The organism is Pseudomonas sp. S2_F03 (genome assembly GCF_054668335.1).
Genome location: NZ_CP162759.1, coordinates 2,297,480 through 2,317,954 on the forward strand (window position 1 = coordinate 2,297,480; position 20,475 = coordinate 2,317,954).

The 20,475-nt window shown below is 54.9% G+C and carries 16 protein-coding genes and 4 tRNA genes; all 20 read right to left on the minus strand.

Annotated elements, in window-relative coordinates:
- Positions 1-57: 57 nt before the first annotated feature.
- The 20 genes from tuf (AB4N76_RS10925) to birA all read right to left on the minus strand — a co-directional run bounded on the left by tuf (AB4N76_RS10925) (position 58) and on the right by birA (position 20,475).
- A complete protein-coding gene (tuf, locus tag AB4N76_RS10925) occupies positions 58-1,251 on the minus strand; it encodes an elongation factor Tu (protein WP_027924378.1) in 1,194 nt (397 codons plus the stop codon).
- Positions 1,252-1,281: 30 nt separating this feature from the next.
- On the minus strand, positions 1,282-3,387 hold the full coding sequence (gene fusA, locus AB4N76_RS10930) for an elongation factor G (protein WP_046033381.1): 2,106 nt from the start codon (positions 3,385-3,387) through the stop codon (positions 1,282-1,284).
- Between the two features lie 30 nt (positions 3,388-3,417).
- The gene (gene rpsG, locus AB4N76_RS10935) at positions 3,418-3,888 is read right to left on the minus strand and encodes a 30S ribosomal protein S7 (protein WP_002555493.1); all 471 of its coding nucleotides are present in this window, start codon (positions 3,886-3,888) and stop codon (positions 3,418-3,420) included.
- Between the two features lie 117 nt (positions 3,889-4,005).
- A complete protein-coding gene (rpsL, locus tag AB4N76_RS10940) occupies positions 4,006-4,377 on the minus strand; it encodes a 30S ribosomal protein S12 (protein WP_002555494.1) in 372 nt (123 codons plus the stop codon).
- Between the two features lie 216 nt (positions 4,378-4,593).
- Positions 4,594-8,793, minus strand: coding sequence for a DNA-directed RNA polymerase subunit beta' (gene rpoC, locus AB4N76_RS10945; protein ID WP_046033382.1), 4,200 nt, complete (start codon positions 8,791-8,793; stop codon positions 4,594-4,596).
- 64 nt (positions 8,794-8,857) lie between these two features.
- Positions 8,858-12,931, minus strand: a complete 4,074-nt coding sequence (rpoB, locus tag AB4N76_RS10950; protein WP_046033383.1) for a DNA-directed RNA polymerase subunit beta — start codon at positions 12,929-12,931, stop codon at positions 8,858-8,860.
- A 220-nt stretch (positions 12,932-13,151) separates the two neighbouring features.
- Complete coding sequence (gene rplL, locus AB4N76_RS10955; protein ID WP_046033384.1) at positions 13,152-13,517, minus strand: 50S ribosomal protein L7/L12; 366 nt, start codon at positions 13,515-13,517, stop codon at positions 13,152-13,154.
- Between the two features lie 75 nt (positions 13,518-13,592).
- Entirely contained in the window at positions 13,593-14,093 is a 501-nt protein-coding gene (rplJ, locus tag AB4N76_RS10960; protein ID WP_046033385.1) for a 50S ribosomal protein L10, read from the minus strand.
- A gap of 198 nt (positions 14,094-14,291) precedes the next feature.
- Positions 14,292-14,987, minus strand: coding sequence for a 50S ribosomal protein L1 (gene rplA / locus AB4N76_RS10965; protein ID WP_008041297.1), 696 nt, complete (start codon positions 14,985-14,987; stop codon positions 14,292-14,294).
- Positions 14,987-15,418 (minus strand): 50S ribosomal protein L11, encoded by a 432-nt coding sequence (rplK, locus tag AB4N76_RS10970; protein WP_007933726.1) that lies wholly within the window; start codon positions 15,416-15,418, stop codon positions 14,987-14,989. Before rplK ends, rplA begins: the two co-directional genes overlap by 1 nt.
- Before the next feature lie 117 nt (positions 15,419-15,535).
- On the minus strand, positions 15,536-16,069 hold the full coding sequence (gene nusG / locus AB4N76_RS10975; RefSeq protein WP_007896622.1) for a transcription termination/antitermination protein NusG: 534 nt from the start codon (positions 16,067-16,069) through the stop codon (positions 15,536-15,538).
- Positions 16,070-16,078: 9 nt separating this feature from the next.
- A complete protein-coding gene (gene secE, locus AB4N76_RS10980; RefSeq protein WP_007896620.1) occupies positions 16,079-16,447 on the minus strand; it encodes a preprotein translocase subunit SecE in 369 nt (122 codons plus the stop codon).
- Between the two features lie 45 nt (positions 16,448-16,492).
- A tRNA-Trp gene (locus tag AB4N76_RS10985) sits at positions 16,493-16,568 on the minus strand.
- A gap of 53 nt (positions 16,569-16,621) precedes the next feature.
- Positions 16,622-17,815: an elongation factor Tu gene (gene tuf / locus AB4N76_RS10990; protein WP_027924378.1), complete on the minus strand. Its 1,194-nt coding sequence runs from the start codon at positions 17,813-17,815 to the stop codon at positions 16,622-16,624.
- Positions 17,816-17,899: 84 nt separating this feature from the next.
- Positions 17,900-17,975 (minus strand) — tRNA-Thr (locus AB4N76_RS10995).
- Between the two features lie 26 nt (positions 17,976-18,001).
- Positions 18,002-18,075: transfer RNA gene (locus AB4N76_RS11000), tRNA-Gly, on the minus strand.
- 24 nt (positions 18,076-18,099) lie between these two features.
- A tRNA-Tyr gene (locus AB4N76_RS11005) sits at positions 18,100-18,185 on the minus strand.
- 144 nt (positions 18,186-18,329) lie between these two features.
- Positions 18,330-18,770, minus strand: a complete 441-nt coding sequence (locus AB4N76_RS11010; protein WP_046033392.1) for a hypothetical protein — start codon at positions 18,768-18,770, stop codon at positions 18,330-18,332.
- Positions 18,771-18,815: 45 nt separating this feature from the next.
- Positions 18,816-19,526, minus strand: coding sequence for a type III pantothenate kinase (locus AB4N76_RS11015; protein ID WP_460164458.1), 711 nt, complete (start codon positions 19,524-19,526; stop codon positions 18,816-18,818).
- A complete protein-coding gene (gene birA, locus AB4N76_RS11020; protein ID WP_046033394.1) occupies positions 19,516-20,475 on the minus strand; it encodes a bifunctional biotin--[acetyl-CoA-carboxylase] ligase/biotin operon repressor BirA in 960 nt (319 codons plus the stop codon). The genes AB4N76_RS11015 and birA overlap by 11 nt, the downstream gene beginning before the upstream one ends.

Genomic DNA, 20,475 nt, shown 5'->3' on the forward strand with positions numbered 1-20,475 from the left:
AAAAGCCCCCGCTAAGCGGAGGCTTTTTCAACTCATCGAGCCGACTCTAAAAGAGACTTACTCGATGATTTTGGCTACGACGCCAGCGCCGACGGTACGACCGCCTTCACGGATAGCAAAACGCAGACCATCTTCCATCGCGATGGTTTTGATCAGGGTAACAGTCATCTGAATGTTGTCACCTGGCATTACCATTTCAACGCCTTCTGGCAGCTCGCAGTTACCAGTCACGTCAGTAGTACGGAAGTAGAACTGTGGACGGTAGCCTTTGAAGAACGGAGTATGACGACCGCCTTCTTCCTTGCTCAGAACATAAACTTCTGCGGTGAACTTGGTGTGCGGCTTAACCGAACCCGGCTTAACCAGAACCTGACCACGCTCAACGTCGTCACGCTTGGTGCCACGCAGCAGAACGCCGCAGTTCTCGCCAGCACGACCTTCGTCGAGCAGTTTGCGGAACATTTCAACGCCGGTGCAAGTGGTGACGGTGGTGTCACGCAGACCAACAATTTCCAGTGGATCCTGAACGCGAACGATACCGCGCTCGATACGACCAGTCACAACAGTACCGCGACCGGAGATCGAGAATACGTCTTCGATTGGCATCAGGAACGGCTTGTCGGTCAGACGAACTGGTTCTGGGATGTAGCTGTCCAGAGTTTCAACCAGTTTACGAACGGCAGTGGTGCCCATTTCGTTGTCGTCTTTGCCTTCCAGCGCCATACGAGCCGAACCGATGATGATTGGAGTGTCATCGCCCGGGAAGTCGTAGGTGGACAGCAGGTCGCGAACTTCCATCTCAACCAGTTCCAGCAGCTCAGCGTCGTCTACCAGGTCAGCCTTGTTCAGGAAAACCACGATGTACGGAACGCCTACCTGACGGGACAGCAGGATGTGCTCACGGGTTTGTGGCATCGGACCATCAGCGGCCGAGCAAACCAGGATAGCGCCGTCCATTTGAGCAGCACCGGTGATCATGTTCTTCACATAGTCAGCGTGACCTGGGCAGTCAACGTGAGCGTAGTGACGGATCTTCGAGTTGTACTCAACGTGCGCGGTGTTGATGGTGATACCGCGAGCTTTTTCTTCTGGTGCGCTGTCGATCTTGTCGAAATCAACGATTGCCGAACCGAAAACTTCGGAGCAAACGCGAGTCAGAGCAGCGGTCAGAGTGGTTTTACCATGGTCAACGTGACCGATGGTGCCAACGTTGACGTGCGGTAGGGAACGATCAAATTTTTCTTTAGCCACGACAATTAACTCCTTGCCTAAAGGACTGAATCAGCCTTGTTTTTTGGTAACGGTTTCGACGATGTGCGACGGAGCCGTATTGTATTTTTTGAATTCCATAGAGTAGCTTGCGCGACCCTGGGACATGGAACGAACATCGGTCGCATAACCGAACATCTCGCCCAACGGAACTTCGGCGCGAATTACCTTGCCGGAGACCGTGTCTTCCATACCCAAAATCATGCCGCGACGACGGTTAAGGTCGCCCATCACGTCACCCATATAGTCTTCAGGCGTAACAACCTCTACCGCCATGATCGGCTCAAGCAACTCACCACCACCCTTCTGGGCCAGTTGCTTGGTCGCCATGGAAGCAGCCACTTTAAACGCCATCTCGTTGGAGTCGACGTCGTGGTAAGAACCATCAAACACGGTAGCCTTCAGGCCGATCAGCGGATAGCCGGCAACAACGCCGTTCTTCATCTGCTCTTCGATACCCTTCTGGATCGCCGGGATGTATTCCTTAGGAACCACACCACCCACGACTTCGTTCACGAATTGCAGACCTTCCTGACCTTCGTCAGCAGGAGCAAAACGAATCCAGCAATGGCCGAACTGGCCACGACCGCCGGATTGACGAACGAATTTGCCTTCGATTTCACAGTTCTTCGTGATGCGCTCACGATAGGAAACCTGAGGCTTACCAATGTTGGCTTCGACGTTGAACTCACGGCGCATCCGGTCAACCAGGATGTCCAGGTGCAGTTCGCCCATGCCAGAGATGATCGTTTGACCAGTCTCTTCATCGGTTTTGACGCGGAAAGATGGATCTTCCTGAGCAAGCTTGCCCAGAGCGATACCCATTTTTTCCTGGTCATCCTTGGTCTTAGGCTCTACGGCAACCGAAATAACCGGCTCCGGGAAGTCCATGCGAACCAGGATGATTGGCTTGTCAGCGTTGCACAAAGTCTCACCAGTGGTGACGTCCTTCATGCCGATCAAGGCCGCGATGTCACCAGCGCGCACTTCCTTGATTTCTTCACGGGCGTTTGCGTGCATTTGCACCATACGACCCACGCGCTCTTTCTTGCCTTTAACCGAGTTGATCACGCCGTCGCCGGAGGCCAACACGCCCGAGTAAACTCGAACAAAGGTCAAGGTACCCACGAATGGGTCGGTAGCGATCTTGAACGCCAGAGCCGAGAACGGCTCGCTGTCGTCTGCGTGACGCTCCATTTCCCGAGTCTCGTCATCCGGGTCAGTACCCTTGATGGCAGGAATGTCGGTAGGAGCCGGCAGGTAGTCGATAACGGCGTCGAGAACCAGGGGAACACCCTTGTTCTTGAAGGAAGAACCGCAAACAGCCAGAACGATCTCACCAGCGATAGTACGCTGACGCAGAGCGGCCTTGATTTCCGCGTTGGTGAGTTCTTCACCTTCGAGGTACTTGTTCATCAGCTCTTCGCTGGCTTCGGCTGCAGCTTCAATCATGTTGCCGCGCCACTCGTTAGCCAGTTCCTGCAGTTCAGCAGGGATTGGCTCGCGACGTGGAGTCATGCCTTTGTCAGCGTCATTCCAGTAAACAGCTTCCATGGACATCAGATCGATCTGACCCTGGAAGTTGTCTTCGGAACCGATGGCCAACTGGATTGGCACCGGAGTGTGACCCAGACGCTGCTTGATCTGACCGATCACGCGCAGGAAGTTCGCACCAGCACGGTCCATCTTGTTTACGTAAACAAGACGTGGAACGCCGTACTTGTTGGCTTGACGCCATACGGTTTCCGACTGAGGCTCAACACCCGAGGTGCCGCAGAACACAACTACCGCGCCGTCGAGAACACGCAGGGAACGCTCAACTTCAATAGTGAAGTCAACGTGGCCCGGGGTGTCGATGACGTTAAAGCGGTATTGGTCCTTGTGCTGCTTCTCGGAACCCTGCCAGAACGCGGTAATAGCAGCAGAAGTAATGGTAATACCACGCTCCTGCTCCTGAACCATCCAGTCGGTGGTCGCGGCGCCGTCATGCACCTCGCCCATCTTGTGGCTTTTGCCAGTGTAAAAAAGGACGCGCTCGGTGGTGGTGGTCTTACCAGCATCCACGTGAGCAACGATACCAATGTTACGGTAGCGGTTAATCGGTGTAGTACGAGCCATAAAGCCCTCGCAAAATTAGTGACGCTAAAATTAGAAGCGGTAGTGCGAGAAAGCCTTGTTGGCTTCAGCCATACGGTGCACGTCTTCACGCTTCTTAACTGCAGCACCTTTGCCTTCAGCGGCGTCCAGCAGTTCGCCAGCCAAACGCAGAGCCATAGACTTCTCGCCGCGCTTGCGTGCGAAGTCTACCAACCAGCGCATTGCCAGAGCGTTACGACGGGACGGACGAACTTCGACCGGAACCTGGTAAGTAGCACCGCCTACACGGCGCGACTTTACTTCGACCAGCGGAGCGATGGCGTCGAGAGCTTTCTCGAAGATTTCCAGGGGATCGCTGTTCTTGCGTTCTTTAACTTTTTCCAGCGCGCCATAAACGATACGCTCGGCAACGGCTTTCTTGCCGCTTTCCATCACGTGGTTCATGAACTTGGCCAGGATCTGGCTGCCGTATTTTGGATCGTCAAGCACTTCGCGCTTGGCTGCTACGCGTCTTCTTGGCATGGATAAGCCCTCAAACGGTCTTCAGGTTCGCTCGGAATCGGTGCCCTTACGGGACGCCTCCGACCTTACTCTTATCGACTCAGAAAAATAGAAAATCAGTTCTTACAAAAGCCGCTACTACTTAGGCTTCTTGGTACCGTACTTCGAACGACCCTGGTTACGACCTTTAACGCCGGAAGTATCCAAAGAACCGCGTACGGTGTGGTAACGAACACCTGGCAAGTCTTTTACACGACCGCCGCGGATCAGTACCACGCTGTGCTCTTGCAGGTTGTGGCCTTCACCGCCGATGTACGAGGAAACCTCGAAACCGTTGGTCAGGCGCACACGGCATACTTTACGCAGTGCCGAGTTAGGTTTTTTCGGCGTGGTGGTATACACACGGGTGCATACGCCACGACGTTGCGGGCAGTTCTGCAGCGCAGGCACGTCGGATTTCTCGACGATACGCTTACGCGGCTGACGTACCAGCTGGTTGATAGTTGCCATCTACTAGCTCCACTGTTGTCTTGCGACGCTATTGTCTTGCAAGAAAAGCAAAATGGCAGGAACGAATTCCCGCCAAATTTAGGGGTACAAGAGTCTAAAGAGGATCTTGCCCCCAGTCAAGGCAAGGCCCCGACCTCCCCGCCCATCGAACCTCGACAAATTGTCTCGATTCGATGAACGGAGCGACCAGGGCCTTACGCTCATTTATCGCAGAACTCAGTTACCGCTCGAGTTCAGCGCTTCGGTCAGTGCAGCTTCCACTTCACTGGCGCTTACGCGCAACGGTTTGTCAGCATCACGACGGCGCTTACGCTCGCTGTGATAAGCCAGACCGGTACCCGCCGGGATCAGGCGACCCACGACTACGTTTTCTTTCAGGCCGCGCAGGTAATCGCGCTTGCCGGTGACTGCCGCTTCGGTCAGTACTCGAGTGGTTTCCTGGAAGGAAGCCGCCGAGATGAACGATTCGGTGGACAACGACGCCTTGGTGATACCCAACAGTACGCGAGTGAACTTGGAAACGAATTTCTCGTCGCCAGCCAGACGCTCGTTCTCTACCAGAACATGAGTCAATTCCATCTGGTCGCCCTTGATGAAACTGGAATCGCCGGATTCAGCGATTTCAACTTTACGCAGCATCTGACGCAGGATGGTCTCGATGTGCTTGTCGTTGATCTTCACGCCTTGCAGACGGTAAACGTCCTGGATCTCGTTCACGATGTACTTGGCCAGCGCACTCACACCCAGCAGACGCAGGATGTCGTGTGGATCGCTCGGGCCGTCGGAGATAACTTCGCCGCGGTTTACCTGTTCGCCTTCGAAGACGTTCAGGTGACGCCACTTCGGAATCAGCTCTTCGTACGGATCGCTACCGTCGTTCGGGGTAATGACCAGACGGCGCTTGCCTTTGGTCTCTTTACCGAACGCGATGGTGCCGCTGACTTCAGCCAGAATCGAGGCTTCTTTCGGACGACGAGCTTCGAACAAGTCGGCAACACGCGGCAGACCACCGGTGATGTCACGGGTCTTCGAAGTCTCTTGCGGAATACGAGCGATAACGTCACCGATCGCGATTTTCGCACCGTCCGCTACACCGACCAAGGCGTTAGCAGGCAGGAAGTACTGAGCAATTACGTCGGTACCCGGCAGCAAGAGATCCTTGCCGTTGTCATCAACCATCTTCACAGCAGGACGGATATCTTTACCGGCAGCTGGACGGTCTTTGGCGTCGAGTACTTCAATGTTGGTCATACCGGTCAATTCGTCAGTCTGACGCTTGATCGTGATGCCTTCTTCCATGCCCACGTAGGTCACGGTACCTTTCATTTCGGTAACGATTGGGTGAGTGTGCGGATCCCACTTGGCCACGATTGCGCCAGCGTCGACCTTGTCACCTTCTTTAACCGAAATCACAGCACCGTACGGCAGCTTGTAACGCTCACGCTCACGACCGAAGTCGTCAGCGATCGCCAGCTCACCGGAACGGGACACAGCAACCAGGCAACCATCCACTCGCTCAACGTGCTTCAGGTTATGCAGACGGACGGTACCGCCATTCTTCACCTGAACGCTGTCAGCAGCGGAGGTCCGGCTTGCCGCACCACCGATGTGGAACGTACGCATGGTCAGCTGGGTACCTGGCTCACCAATGGACTGGGCAGCGATAACGCCGACCGCTTCACCGATGTTCACCTGGTGACCACGAGCCAAGTCACGGCCGTAGCACTTGGCGCAAATGCCATAGCGGGTTTCGCAGCTGATCGGCGAACGCACGATCACTTCGTCGATGCTGTTCAGCTCGATGAACTCGACCCACTTCTCGTCTACCAGCGTACCGGCAGGAACGATAACTTCTTCAGTACCCGGCTTGAACACGTCACGGGCAATGACACGACCCAATACGCGCTCACCCAGCGGCTCAACAACGTCACCGCCTTCAATGTGCGGAGTCATTACCAGGCCATGCTCGGTGCCGCAGTCGATCTCGGTCACAACCAGATCCTGCGCTACGTCTACCAGACGACGAGTCAGGTAACCGGAGTTCGCAGTTTTCAACGCGGTATCCGCCAAACCTTTACGAGCACCGTGAGTGGAGATGAAGTACTGGAGTACGCTCAAACCTTCACGGAAGTTCGCAGTAATCGGCGTTTCAATGATGGAGCCATCCGGCTTGGCCATCAGGCCACGCATACCGGCGAGCTGACGGATCTGCGCAGCAGAACCCCGTGCGCCCGAGTCGGCCATCATGTACATCGAGTTGAACGATTCCTGGTCGACTTCGACACCATGACGGTCGATGACTTTCTCTTTCGAGAGGTTGGCCATCATCGCCTTGGAAACTTCGTCGTTCGCCTTGGACCAAAGGTCGATCACTTTGTTGTACTTCTCGCCCTGGGTTACCAGGCCGGAGGCGTACTGACTTTCGATCTCTTTCACTTCATCGGTAGCTGCACTGATGATGCGGGCTTTCTCATCCGGGATAACGAAGTCGTTTACACCGATGGAAACGCCGGAAATGGTCGAGTAAGCAAAACCGGTGTACATCAACTGGTCGGCGAAGATCACGGTCTCTTTCAAACCAACCACGCGGTAGCACTGGTTGATCAGCTTGGAGATCGCCTTTTTCTTCATCGGCAGGTTGACGACGTCGTACGACAGACCTTTTGGCACAACCTGGAACAACAGCGCACGACCGACAGTAGTGTCGACGATACGGGTGTTGCTCACGCTGCCACCATCACGGTCGTTGACGGTTTCGTTGATCCGCACTTTGACCTTGGCGTGCAGTGCGGCTTCGCCGGCACGGAACACACGGTCAACTTCTTGCAGATCCGCGAACACACGACCTTCGCCCTTGGCGTTGATCGCTTCACGAGTCATGTAGTACAGACCCAATACAACGTCCTGCGACGGAACGATGATTGGCTCACCGTTGGCTGGCGACAGAATGTTGTTGGTCGACATCATCAACGCGCGCGCTTCCAACTGGGCTTCCAGTGTCAGCGGTACGTGCACGGCCATTTGGTCGCCGTCGAAGTCGGCGTTGTACGCGGCGCAGACCAGCGGGTGCAGCTGGATAGCCTTACCTTCGATCAGTACCGGTTCAAACGCCTGGATACCCAGACGGTGAAGGGTCGGTGCACGGTTGAGGAGTACCGGGTGTTCGCGAATCACTTCGGCGAGAACGTCCCAAACTTCCGGCAGCTCGCGCTCGACCATCTTCTTGGCAGCCTTGATGGTGGTCGCGAGACCACGCATTTCCAGCTTGCCGAAAATGAACGGCTTGAACAGCTCGAGAGCCATTTTCTTCGGCAGACCGCACTGGTGCAGACGCAGGGTCGGACCTACGGTAATTACCGAACGACCGGAGTAGTCAACACGCTTACCGAGCAAGTTCTGACGGAAACGACCTTGCTTACCCTTGATCATGTCAGCCAGGGATTTCAGAGGACGCTTGTTGGAACCGGTGATAGCGCGGCCACGACGACCGTTGTCGAGCAGTGCGTCGACGGCTTCCTGCAACATACGCTTTTCGTTGCGCACGATGATGTCCGGAGCGGACAGATCGAGCAGGCGCTTCAAGCGGTTGTTACGGTTGATCACTCGACGATACAGATCGTTGAGGTCGGAAGTCGCGAAGCGACCGCCATCCAGCGGGACCAGTGGACGCAGATCTGGCGGCAGAACCGGCAGAACGGTCAGCACCATCCATTCTGGAAGGTTGCCGGAACCCTGGAAGGCTTCCATCAACTTCAGACGCTTGGACAGCTTCTTGATTTTGGTTTCGGAGTTGGTTTGCGGAATTTCTTCACGCAGACGGCCAATCTCGTGTTCCAGGTCGATAGCGTGCAGCAGTTCACGGACAGCTTCGGCACCCATGCGGGCATCGAAATCGTCGCCGAACTCTTCCAGCGCTTCGAAGTACTGCTCATCGTTCAGCAGCTGACCCTTTTCAAGGGTGGTCATGCCTGGATCGATAACGACATAGCTCTCGAAGTAGAGAACGCGTTCGATATCACGCAGGGTCATGTCCATCAGCAAACCGATACGCGACGGCAGCGATTTCAGGAACCAGATGTGGGCAACTGGCGAGGCCAGTTCGATGTGCGCCATGCGCTCACGACGAACTTTAGCCAGCGCGACTTCAACGCCGCACTTCTCACAGATAACACCACGGTGCTTCAAGCGCTTGTACTTACCGCACAGGCACTCGTAATCCTTTACCGGGCCAAAGATCTTGGCACAGAACAGGCCGTCACGCTCAGGTTTGAACGTACGGTAGTTGATGGTTTCCGGCTTTTTAACTTCACCGAACGACCACGAACGGATCATCTCAGGCGATGCCAATCCAATACGGATGGCGTCGAACTCTTCGACTTGACCCTGGTTTTTCAGCAAATTCAGTAGGTCTTTCAAGGCCTTTCCTCCTGGCGGAGCAGAGAGCGGGCAATCCTGCCCCGCTCTCGATTCGCGTCACGTGTTATTCGGTTTCCAGATCGATATCGATGCCGAGGGAACGAATTTCCTTGATCAACACGTTGAAGGACTCGGGCATGCCCGGCTCCATACGGTGATCGCCATCCACGATGTTTTTGTACATCTTGGTACGGCCGTTCACATCGTCCGACTTCACTGTGAGCATTTCTTGCAGAGTGTAAGCGGCACCGTATGCTTCCAGTGCCCAGACCTCCATCTCCCCGAAACGCTGACCACCGAACTGCGCCTTACCACCCAGCGGCTGCTGGGTAACCAGGCTGTACGAACCGGTAGAACGAGCGTGCATCTTGTCGTCTACCAAGTGGTTCAGCTTCAGCATGTACATGTAGCCAACAGTAACCGGGCGCTCGAACTTGTTGCCGGTACGGCCGTCGGTCAGCTGCATCTGGCCGCTTTCTGGCAGGTCTGCCAGTTTCAGCATGGCCTTGATTTCGCTTTCCTTGGCGCCGTCGAACACTGGAGTGGCCATTGGAACGCCGCCACGCAGGTTCTTCGCCAGATCCAGGATTTCCTGATCGGAGAAGCTATCCAGATCTTCGTTACGACCGCCGATCTGGTTGTAGATCTCGTCCAGGAAGGTGCGAAGCTCAGCAACCTTGCGCTGCTCTTCGATCATCCGGTTGATCTTCTCGCCCAGACCTTTGGCTGCGAGGCCCAGGTGGGTTTCAAGGATCTGACCAACGTTCATACGCGAAGGTACGCCCAACGGGTTGAGGACGACGTCGACCGGGGTGCCATTGGCATCGTGCGGCATGTCTTCAACCGGCATGATCACGGAGACCACACCTTTGTTACCGTGACGACCGGCCATCTTGTCGCCCGGCTGGATGCGACGACGGATTGCCAGGTAAACCTTGACGATTTTCAGCACGCCTGGAGCCAGGTCATCGCCCTGCTGCAGTTTGCGCTTCTTGTCTTCGAACTTGTCGTCCAGCAGACGGCGGCGATCAACGATATAGGCCTGAGCCTTCTCGAGCTGCTCGTTCAGAGCATCTTCAGCCATGCGCAGTTTGAACCACTGACCATGCTCAAGACCGTCGAGGACTTCGTCGGTGATTTCCTGACCTTTCTTCAGACCGGCACCGCCTTCGGCTTTGTGGCCAACCAGAGCGGAACGCAGACGTTCGAAAGTGGCGCCTTCAACGATACGGAACTCTTCGTTCAGGTCCTTGCGGATCTCGTCGAGTTGCGTCTTCTCGATCGACAGTGCACGAGCGTCACGCTCAACGCCGTCGCGGGTGAAGACCTGTACGTCGATGACAGTACCCTTGGTGCCGGTAGGCACGCGCAGGGAGGTGTCTTTAACGTCGCTGGCTTTTTCACCGAAGATGGCACGCAACAGCTTCTCTTCCGGCGTCAGTTGGGTCTCGCCTTTCGGAGTGACCTTACCGACCAGAATGTCGCCTGCGCCAACTTCAGCACCTACGTAAACGATACCGGCTTCGTCCAGCTTGTTCAGTGCAGCTTCACCCACGTTCGGGATGTCTGCAGTGATTTCCTCTGGCCCAAGCTTGGTGTCACGTGCCACACAGGTCAGTTCCTGAATGTGGATCGTGGTGAAGCGATCTTCCTGAACCACACGCTCGGACAGGCAGATGGAGTCTTCGAAGTTGAAGCCGTTCCATGCCATGAACGCGATGCGCATGTTCTGACCCAGAGCCAGCTCACCCATATCGGTGGACGGACCGTCGGCCATGATGTCGCTGCGCTGAACCCGATCACCTTTACGCACCAGCGGACGCTGGTTGATGCAGGTGTTCTGGTTGGAGCGGGTGTACTTGGTCAGGTTGTAGATGTCGACACCAGCTTCACCGGTTTCAACTTCGTCATCAGCAACACGAACCACGATACGGCTGGCGTCGACGGAATCGATAACGCCGCCACGACGAGCCACGACGCAAACGCCGGAGTCACGGGCTACGTTACGCTCCATGCCGGTACCGACCAGCGGCTTGTCAGCGCGCAGGGTTGGTACAGCTTGACGCTGCATGTTCGAACCCATCAACGCACGGTTGGCGTCGTCGTGCTCGAGGAACGGGATCAGCGACGCTGCAACCGAAACTACCTGCTTCGGCGATACGTCCATCAAGGTGACGTCTTCCGGCGCCTTGACGGTGAACTCGTTCAAGTGACGAACAGCTACCAGTTCGTCGATCAGGACTTTCTTGTCGTTCATCGTGGCCGAAGCCTGAGCGATCACGTGATCAGCTTCTTCGATGGCGGACAGGAACACGATCTCGTCGGTGACCAGAGCATCTTTCACCACACGGTACGGGCTCTCGAGGAAGCCGTACTGGTTGGTGCGCGCATAAGCGGCCAGGGAGTTGATCAGACCGATGTTCGGACCTTCCGGCGTTTCAATCGGGCATACACGACCGTAGTGAGTCGGGTGTACGTCACGAACTTCAAAGCCTGCGCGCTCACGAGTCAAACCGCCAGGGCCGAGTGCAGACACACGACGCTTGTGGGTGATCTCGGACAGCGGGTTGTTCTGGTCCATGAACTGGGACAGCTGGCTGGAACCGAAGAACTCTTTCACCGCGGCAGCCACTGGCTTGGCGTTGATCAGGTCTTGCGGCATCAGGCCTTCGCTTTCAGCCATCGACAGACGCTCTTTGACCGCACGCTCAACACGTACCAGGCCAACGCGGAACTGGTTCTCGGCCATTTCGCCTACGCAGCGAACACGACGGTTACCCAGGTGGTCGATGTCATCGACGATGCCTTTACCGTTACGGATGTCGACCAGAGTCTTCAGGACCGCGACGATGTCTTCTTTGCACAACACGCCCGAACCTTCGATCTCGGTACGACCGATACGACGGTTGAACTTCATCCGGCCGACCGCAGACAGGTCATAACGCTCAGGGCTGAAGAACAGGTTGTTGAACAGAGTCTCGGCAGCATCCTTGGTTGGCGGCTCGCCTGGACGCATCATGCGATAGATCTCGACCAGCGCTTCCAATTGGTTGCTGGTGGAGTCGATCTTCAGTGTGTCGGAGACGAACGGACCGCAGTCGATATCGTTGGTGTACAGAGTTTCGATGCGAACAACCTGAGCCTTGGCGATTTTGGCCAGGATCTCGGTGTTCAGCTCGGTGTTGCACTCTGCCAGGATTTCGCCGGTTGCCGGATGCACGATGGCCTTGGCGGTAGTGCGACCCAGGACGTAGTCCAGAGGCACTTCCAGGGTCTTGAGACCGGCTTTTTCGATCTGGTTGATGTGGCGCGCAGTAATACGGCGACCAGCCTCAACGATGACCTTGCCCTTCTCGTCCTGAATATCAAGAACAGCGATTTCACCACGCAGACGCGAAGCAATCAGTTCCAGACTGAGGGTTTCGCCGCTCAGGTGAAAAACGTTGGTGGTGTAGAACGCGTCGAGCACTTCTTCAGTGGTATAGCCGAGCGCGCGCAGCAATACCGATGCAGGCAGCTTGCGACGACGGTCGATACGCACGAACACGCAGTCTTTCGGATCGAACTCGAAGTCCAACCACGAACCGCGGTAAGGAATGATGCGCGCGGAGTACAGCAGTTTGCCGGAGCTGTGCGTCTTGCCACGGTCGTGGTCGAAAAACACGCCCGGGGAACGGTGCAGCTGGGAAACGATTACACGCTCGGTACCGTTGATTACAAAGGTACCGTTCTCAGTCATCAGGGGGATTTCACCCATGTAGACTTCTTGCTCTTTAATGTCCTTGATCGCTTTATTCGACGATTCTTTGTCGAAAATGATCAGGCGCACTTTTACCCGCAAAGGTACGGCGTAAGTTACACCGCGCAATACGCATTCTTTGACATCAAATGCCGGTTCGCCCAGGCGATAACCGACGTACTCCAGCGCAGCATTGCCGGAGTAGCTGATGATCGGGAAAACGGATTTGAAGGCCGCATGCAGGCCCACGTCGCGGAACTGATCTTTAGTCGCTCCCGCTTGCAAGAATTCACGATACGAATCCAGCTGGATGGCCAGGAGGTACGGCACATCCATGACGTCCGGCAACTTGCTAAAGTCCTTGCGGATACGTTTTTTCTCAGTATATGAGTAAGCCATCAGCGTTCCCCAGCTTGGTCACCTGCTTGTTTGGCCCCTCCCGACGGGAGCAGCCAGAAAATCGTGCAAACCCCATGGTTTGCGCCACCACATCGGGTGGTTACAGCTCGTTATCAGCACCGACCCAGTCGGCTGCAAATAACGGAAAAAGGCCGGTGGCAAGAGCCACCAGCCATCAGCCTTTCGCTTAACGCTCGGGCTGGAGGAGCAAAGTCGATGCTTACTTCAGCTCGACTTTAGCGCCTGCTTCTTCCAAAGTAGCTTTGGCTTTGTCAGCTGCGTCTTTCGAAACAGCTTCCAGAACCATGGCAGGAGCGCCGTCAACTACAGCCTTGGCTTCTTTCAGGCCCAGACCGGTCAGTTCACGTACTGCCTTGATCACGTTTACTTTCTTCTCGCCAGCTTCGGTCAGCATGACGTTGAATTCAGTTTGCTCTTCAACAACAGCGGCAGCAGCAGCTGGACCAGCCGATGCAGCAGCAGCGGTAACACCGAATTTTTCTTCGAAAGCTTTGATCAGCTCAACAACTTCCATTACGGACATGTTGCTAACTGCTTCAAGGATATCGTTCTGAGAGATAGACATGAATCTAATTCCTGATATTGGGGACGGCCTACGCGACCATCGAAATAAACAAAAAACGCGAGAAGGAGACGAGCCTTAGGCTGCAGCTGCTTCTTTTTGGTCGCGAACTGCCGCCAGAGTACGAGCCAATTTGCTGGTAGCGCCTTGAATCACGCTCATCAGCTGAGAAATTGCTTCGTCACGGGTCGGCAGGGTTGCCAGTACGTCGATCTGATTAGCTGCGAGGAACTTGCCCTCGAACGCAGCTGCCTTGATCTCGAACTTGTCCTGACCTTTGGCGAACTCTTTGAAGATACGAGCAGCAGCGCCCGGATGTTCTTTGGAGAACGCAATCAAGGTCGGGCCGGTGAACACGTCGTTGAGAACACTGTATTCAGTGTCAGCAACAGCGCGCTTGAGCAGGGTGTTACGTACGACACGTACGTAAACGCCAGCTTCACGAGCCTCTTTACGGAGTCCGGTCATTGCGCCTACTGTTACGCCACGGGCATCAGCCACGACAGCGGACAGAGCGACTTTGGCAGCCTCGTTGACTTCAGCGACGATGGCCTTCTTGTCTTCGAGTTTAATTGCCACGGGTTTAACTCCTGCTTGTTACCGTTTCATCCAACCGGAGCCGGATGTCGTTTTGGTGTCTGATTCGGTAAGGAACCGGGAGCACCATCTGCGTAGGCTTGAGGTTTAAGACTTGCGTCGCCTACGGTCTTGGATAGCCCCCGCCAGGCAGGGACCCCAATCTTTCAATTGGCGCAATCGCTTGCGCCAACCTGTGTCTTACGCGTCGAGCGAGCTTTGGTCGATAACCAGACCTGGGCCCATGGTAGTGCTCAGGGTAACGCGCTTGACGTAAATACCTTTCGAAGAAGCTGGCTTGATACGCTTCAGATCAGCGATCAGGGCTTCAACGTTTTCCTTCAGCTTGACGGCGTCGAAGCCAATCTTGCCAACGGAAGTGTGGATGATGCCGTTTTTGTCGGTGCGATAACGAACCTGACCAGCCTTGGCGTTTTTAACCGCGGTAGCTACGTCTGGAGTTACGGTGCCAACTTTAGGGTTAGGCATCAGGCCGCGCGGGCCGAGGATCTGACCCAACTGACCAACAACGCGCATTGCATCCGGGGATGCGATAACTACGTCATAGTTCAGGTCGCCGCCTTTCATTTCGGCAGCCAGGTCGTCCATACCTACACGGTCAGCGCCGGCAGCCAAAGCGGCCTCAGCAGCAGGCCCCTGGGTGAACACAGCAACGCGAACGGTCTTGCCAGTGCCGTGTGGCAGCACAGTAGCGCTACGAACAACCTGGTCAGATTTACGCGGGTCAACGCCCAGGTTCACAGCAACGTCGAACGACTCGCTGAACTTGACAGTCGACAGCTCAGCCAGCAGGGCAGCAGCGTCTACAAAGTTGTAGGACTTGCCTGCTTCGATTTTGCCGGCGATAGCCTTTTGACGCTTGGTCAGCTTAGCCATTACACACCCTCCACGTTAAGGCCCATGCTACGAGCAGAACCGGCGATAGTACGCACGGCTGCTTCCATATCAGCTGCAGTCAGATCCGCGTTTTTGGTTTTCGCGATTTCTTCCAGCTGAGCACGGGTCACGGTGCCAACCTTAACGGTGTTCGGACGAGCGGAACCGCTAGTCAGACCAGCAGCCTTCTTCAGCAGAACCGAAGCAGGGGTGGACTTGGTTTCGAAAGTGAAGCTACGGTCGCTGTAGACAGTGATGATCACTGGAGTCGGCAGACCTGGTTCAAGACCCTGGGTACGGGCGTTGAAAGCCTTGCAGAATTCCATGATGTTCACGCCGTGCTGACCCAAAGCAGGACCAACAGGTGGGCTTGGGTTAGCCTGAGCGGCCTTCACTTGCAGCTTGATGTAAGCGGTAATCTTCTTGGCCATGAGGCACTCCAATTACGGGTTCAAACGCCTCGAAAGGCTCCCCGGTTACTTGCGCGTTTATCCCAGTGACGACAAAACCCCACAGCCTGGGGCTGCGGGGTTGGGATGCTTGATCAGCTAGACCTTTTCGACCTGGCTGAACTCTAGCTCTACCGGAGTAGAGCGACCGAAAATGAGCACTGCCACTTGGATCCGGCTCTTTTCGTAGTTAACCTCTTCAACCGTACCGGTAAAATCGGCAAACGGCCCGTCGTTGACACGCACCGACTCACCCGGCTCGAACAACGTCTTCGGCTTCGGCTTGTCGCTACCATCAGCAACACGACGCAGAATTGCTTCCGCCTCTTTATCTGTAATCGGTGCAGGCTTGTCAGCAGTACCGCCGATGAAGCCCATCACACGAGGAGTATCCTTGACCAAGTGCCAAGTACCCTCGTTCATATCCATCTGTACCAGCACATAACCAGGGAAGAACTTGCGTTCACTTTTGCGCTTCTGGCCATTACGCATTTCAACCACTTCTTCAGTGGGAACCAGAATTTCGCCAAAGCCATCTTCCATGCCAGCCAGCTTTACGCGCTCGACCAACGAGCGCATGACATGCTTCTCGTAACCGGAGTAAGCATGCACAACGTACCAACGCTTAGCCACGGGACACCCTTAGCCGACAATCAAGGAAACAAGCCAGCCGAGCAGGGAATCAAGCCCCCACAACAGCAACGCCATAACCAGCACAACAGCCACAACTATAAGCGTGGTCTGCGTGGTTTCTTGGCGAGTTGGCCATACGACTTTACGAATCTCGGTGCGAGCTTCCTTAACCAGTACAAAGAAAGACTTGCCCTTCACGGTCTGCAGGCCTACAAAGGCAGCTACAGCAGCAATGACAAGCAATGCGAGTACGCGGTACAGGATCGGCGAAGCAGAGTAATACTGATTGCCAACAACGCCAACAACCACCAAGGCGACTACTACAAGCCACTTAAGTAGATCGAAGCGAGAGCCTTGAGCTTCAGCTTTAGGAGTCATCTATGAAGATCCTGTGAAAAGAAAGCCAGACACACCAAGTGAATCTGGCAGGTCAGGAGGGAATCGAACCCCCAACCTACGGTTTTGGAGACCGTCGCTCTGCCAATTGAGCTACTGACCTAAAACAAAATCAGGCCGACCATTATGCCGGCCCGAAAAAGACATTACAACAATTTACTCGATGATTTTGGCTACGACGCCAGCGCCGACGGTACGACCGCCTTCACGGATAGCGAAACGCAGACCATCTTCCATCGCGATGGTTTTGATCAGGGTAACAGTCATCTGAATGTTGTCACCTGGCATTACCATTTCAACGCCTTCTGGCAGCTCGCAGTTACCAGTCACGTCAGTAGTACGGAAGTAGAACTGTGGACGGTAGCCTTTGAAGAACGGAGTATGACGACCGCCTTCCTCCTTGCTCAGAACATAAACTTCTGCGGTGAACTTGGTGTGCGGCTTAACCGAACCCGGCTTAACCAGAACCTGACCACGCTCAACGTCGTCACGCTTGGTGCCACGCAGCAGAACGCCGCAGTTCTCGCCAGCACGACCTTCGTCGAGCAGTTTGCGGAACATTTCAACGCCAGTGCAAGTGGTGACGGTGGTGTCACGCAGACCAACAATTTCCAGTGGATCCTGAACGCGAACGATACCGCGCTCGATACGACCAGTCACAACAGTACCGCGACCGGAGATCGAGAATACGTCTTCGATTGGCATCAGGAACGGCTTGTCGGTCAGACGAACCGGTTCTGGGATGTAGCTATCCAGAGTTTCAACCAGTTTACGAACGGCAGTAGTGCCCATTTCGTTGTCGTCTTTGCCTTCCAGCGCCATACGAGCCGAACCGATGATGATTGGAGTGTCATCGCCCGGGAAGTCGTAGGTGGACAGCAGGTCGCGAACTTCCATCTCAACCAGTTCCAGCAGCTCAGCGTCGTCTACCAGGTCAGCCTTGTTCAGGAAAACCACGATGTACGGAACACCTACCTGACGGGACAGCAGGATGTGCTCACGGGTTTGTGGCATCGGACCATCAGCGGCCGAGCAAACCAGGATAGCGCCGTCCATTTGAGCAGCACCGGTGATCATGTTCTTCACATAGTCAGCGTGACCTGGGCAGTCAACGTGAGCGTAGTGACGGATCTTCGAGTTGTACTCAACGTGCGCGGTGTTGATGGTGATACCGCGAGCTTTTTCTTCTGGCGCGCTGTCGATCTTATCGAAATCAACGATAGCCGAACCGAAAACCTCGGAGCAAACACGAGTCAGAGCAGCAGTCAGAGTGGTTTTACCGTGGTCAACGTGACCAATGGTACCAACGTTGACGTGCGGCAGAGAACGATCGAACTTTTCCTTAGCCATCGAAACAACCCTCAGCAGAAGAATTAAGCGAACAATATCAGCCATTAAAACAAAGGCAGATATTTTCATATCTGCCTTGTTATATGGAGCTCTTGAGCGGATTTGAACCGCTGACCTCACCCTTACCAAGGGTGTGCTCTACCAACTGAGCTACAAGAGCGTAACACTTTGCAGGACCTGCAAACTTGGAGCGGGTAGCGGGAATCGAACCCGCATCATCAGCTTGGAAGGCTGAGGTTCTACCACTAAACTATACCCGCGGAGCTTGCAGCTCTCGCTAAAAATGGTGGAGGGGGAAGGATTCGAACCTTCGAAGTCGTAGACGTCAGATTTACAGTCTGATCCCTTTGGCCGCTCGGGAACCCCCTCCTAAGCGAGCCGGCATTCTACATCATGCCAGCCTTCTGTCAAGCATTTTTCTCATTAAAAACCTGAGCTTAGCTGCGTTGACACTGCTATCACACCACCGACCGTTAAAGGTCTTCACTGCGAAGCGGGCGCCATTCTATTCAAACTATTCAGCAGGCGCAACCCCCTCGCACGGCATTATTTTATGTTTTAACTCATTGAATTCTTTAGAAAGGTTTTGCAGCTGCAAACCATCCAGCAAACGCTGGCTTTCGGGTAATACAAGCACCCAGTAACCGGACGACTCAACGGGATCTTTCTGCAAGGACTGAAACCTCACACCCATCTCACCAAGTCGCCGCCCAACCAACAACAGTGACTCCTGACGAGAAAAGCCACCCAAATAGAGACAGCTTCCGCTAGCCACTGTGGATTTTTCTTTGTCATGAGTCGCATCAGCTGCTTCGCTCAACAAGCGAATATCCTGCTGAGACCCTCGGTACAAACTCAAAGGCGTTACATCTTTTGCCCGCAGAGGGGCTTCTTGCTGATGCCAAATGTAATAGACGACGTTGAGAACAAGCAGCAACAGGAACAACCAACGCATAAAAACCTCAAGACAATGGACATGCCATCGCTAAACCTACAAAAATCAGGTCTGGAACCAGCCTGGCCTCGGGCACGATTCCGGCGACAAGAGCCGCATCCCCCCGGTGAGGAACACCACAAAGTCCTCCCCCAATAACTGCGCGCCATCTCCAGTTGAGTCAGGACAAACCCCCCTCAGCATAAGAGAACAGCCTCGCTCAACCGCCTCCACTGTCGTGCGACCAGGAGCGAGACTCTCAAGGGCCCGCTCGGCAGCCAGATCCCCATACCTAATCTTGCGAGTATGTGTTCGTAGCTGATGGCGCATCAAAGGCATCCCTGGGCAAATAAAACCACCAAGATGCTCTCCATCCCCAGCAACGAAGTCAGCAGTCACAGCCGTACCGAAATCAAGCACCAGACACGCACCAGAAGCCAGATGAAACCCTCCAAGCATTGCCAGCCAGCGATCCAGCCCCAACCGCTCATACTCGTCATAGCCATTGCGCACCCCAGCCACTTGGCGAGCAGGCGAAGCACATACCACAGACACACCAAAAGCTTGCGTCAATAGATAGTTCAACGCACTGGTTTCTTCCGCCGTTCTAACACTCACCAACCGGCAGTGCGTAAGGGCTAGCCCATCAAGATTGCGCAGCCCTTCCAGCAAAGCGTCATCTGAATCGACTACGCCCTCACTGAACACTCGACTGACACCTGCGCGAAGCACACGCCACTTTATAAAACTATTTCCACAGTCGAGCTCAAGAATCATCACGCAACCTCAAACTGAGCTCACCACCACTAAAGACTTTTTCAACGCCATTCACTTTCAAGCGCAAAGCCCCTTGACTGTCGATACCCAACACTTCCCCCTCTATCTGGCTCGTGCCGGCTATCAATGAGACTGGCCGCCCTTGCCATAGGTGATTTTGCTCCCACTCAGACTGAATAGAGGAGAACCCATCGCGCTGGTGCCGAGCCAAATACGCCTGGAGCTGCGAACACAACTCCGAAACCAGGTGATTACGATCAATCACCCTGCCCGACTCCAGGCGCATCGATGTCCACAACTGGTCAACCTCATCAGTGATCTGCATGTTGACGTTGATGCCAACACCGATCACCACGTGACACACATCCGCGGGATCACCGACCAACTCAAGCAATATCCCGGCGATTTTTTTCTGATCAACCAATAAATCGTTGGGCCATTTTAATCCAACGCCAGAAACACCGAGCGCACGCAAGGTGTGCATGACCGCGAGACCGACAACGAGGCTCAATCCCTCCAGTTGTCGCATTCCACCCTCTATGCGCAACACCAAACTGCAATAGATGTTTTCTGCGAAAGGACTGACCCATTTGCGCCCTCGCCGCCCACGCCCAGCGGTCTGGCGCTCGGCAAGCAATAACAATGGCGCGGCCCGACCACACTCAATAGCTCGTAAAGCCTCAGCATTGGTGGAGTCTATTGAATCGAAGACAAAAATGGGCCAGCCACAATCAGGTGCACGCTCTTTTATGGCGACAGGATCGAGCAGCGTCAACGGCGCGGCCAGCTGATATCCGCGGCCGCGCACTTTATGAATAGACAAGCCGAGCTCAGCTTCTAGATGCTGAAGCTGCTTCCACACAGCACTACGACTAATGCCCAGCGCGACACCCAGAGCCTCACCCGAATGGAACCGGCCATCTTTAAGAAGCTTTAACAACGTCAGCAT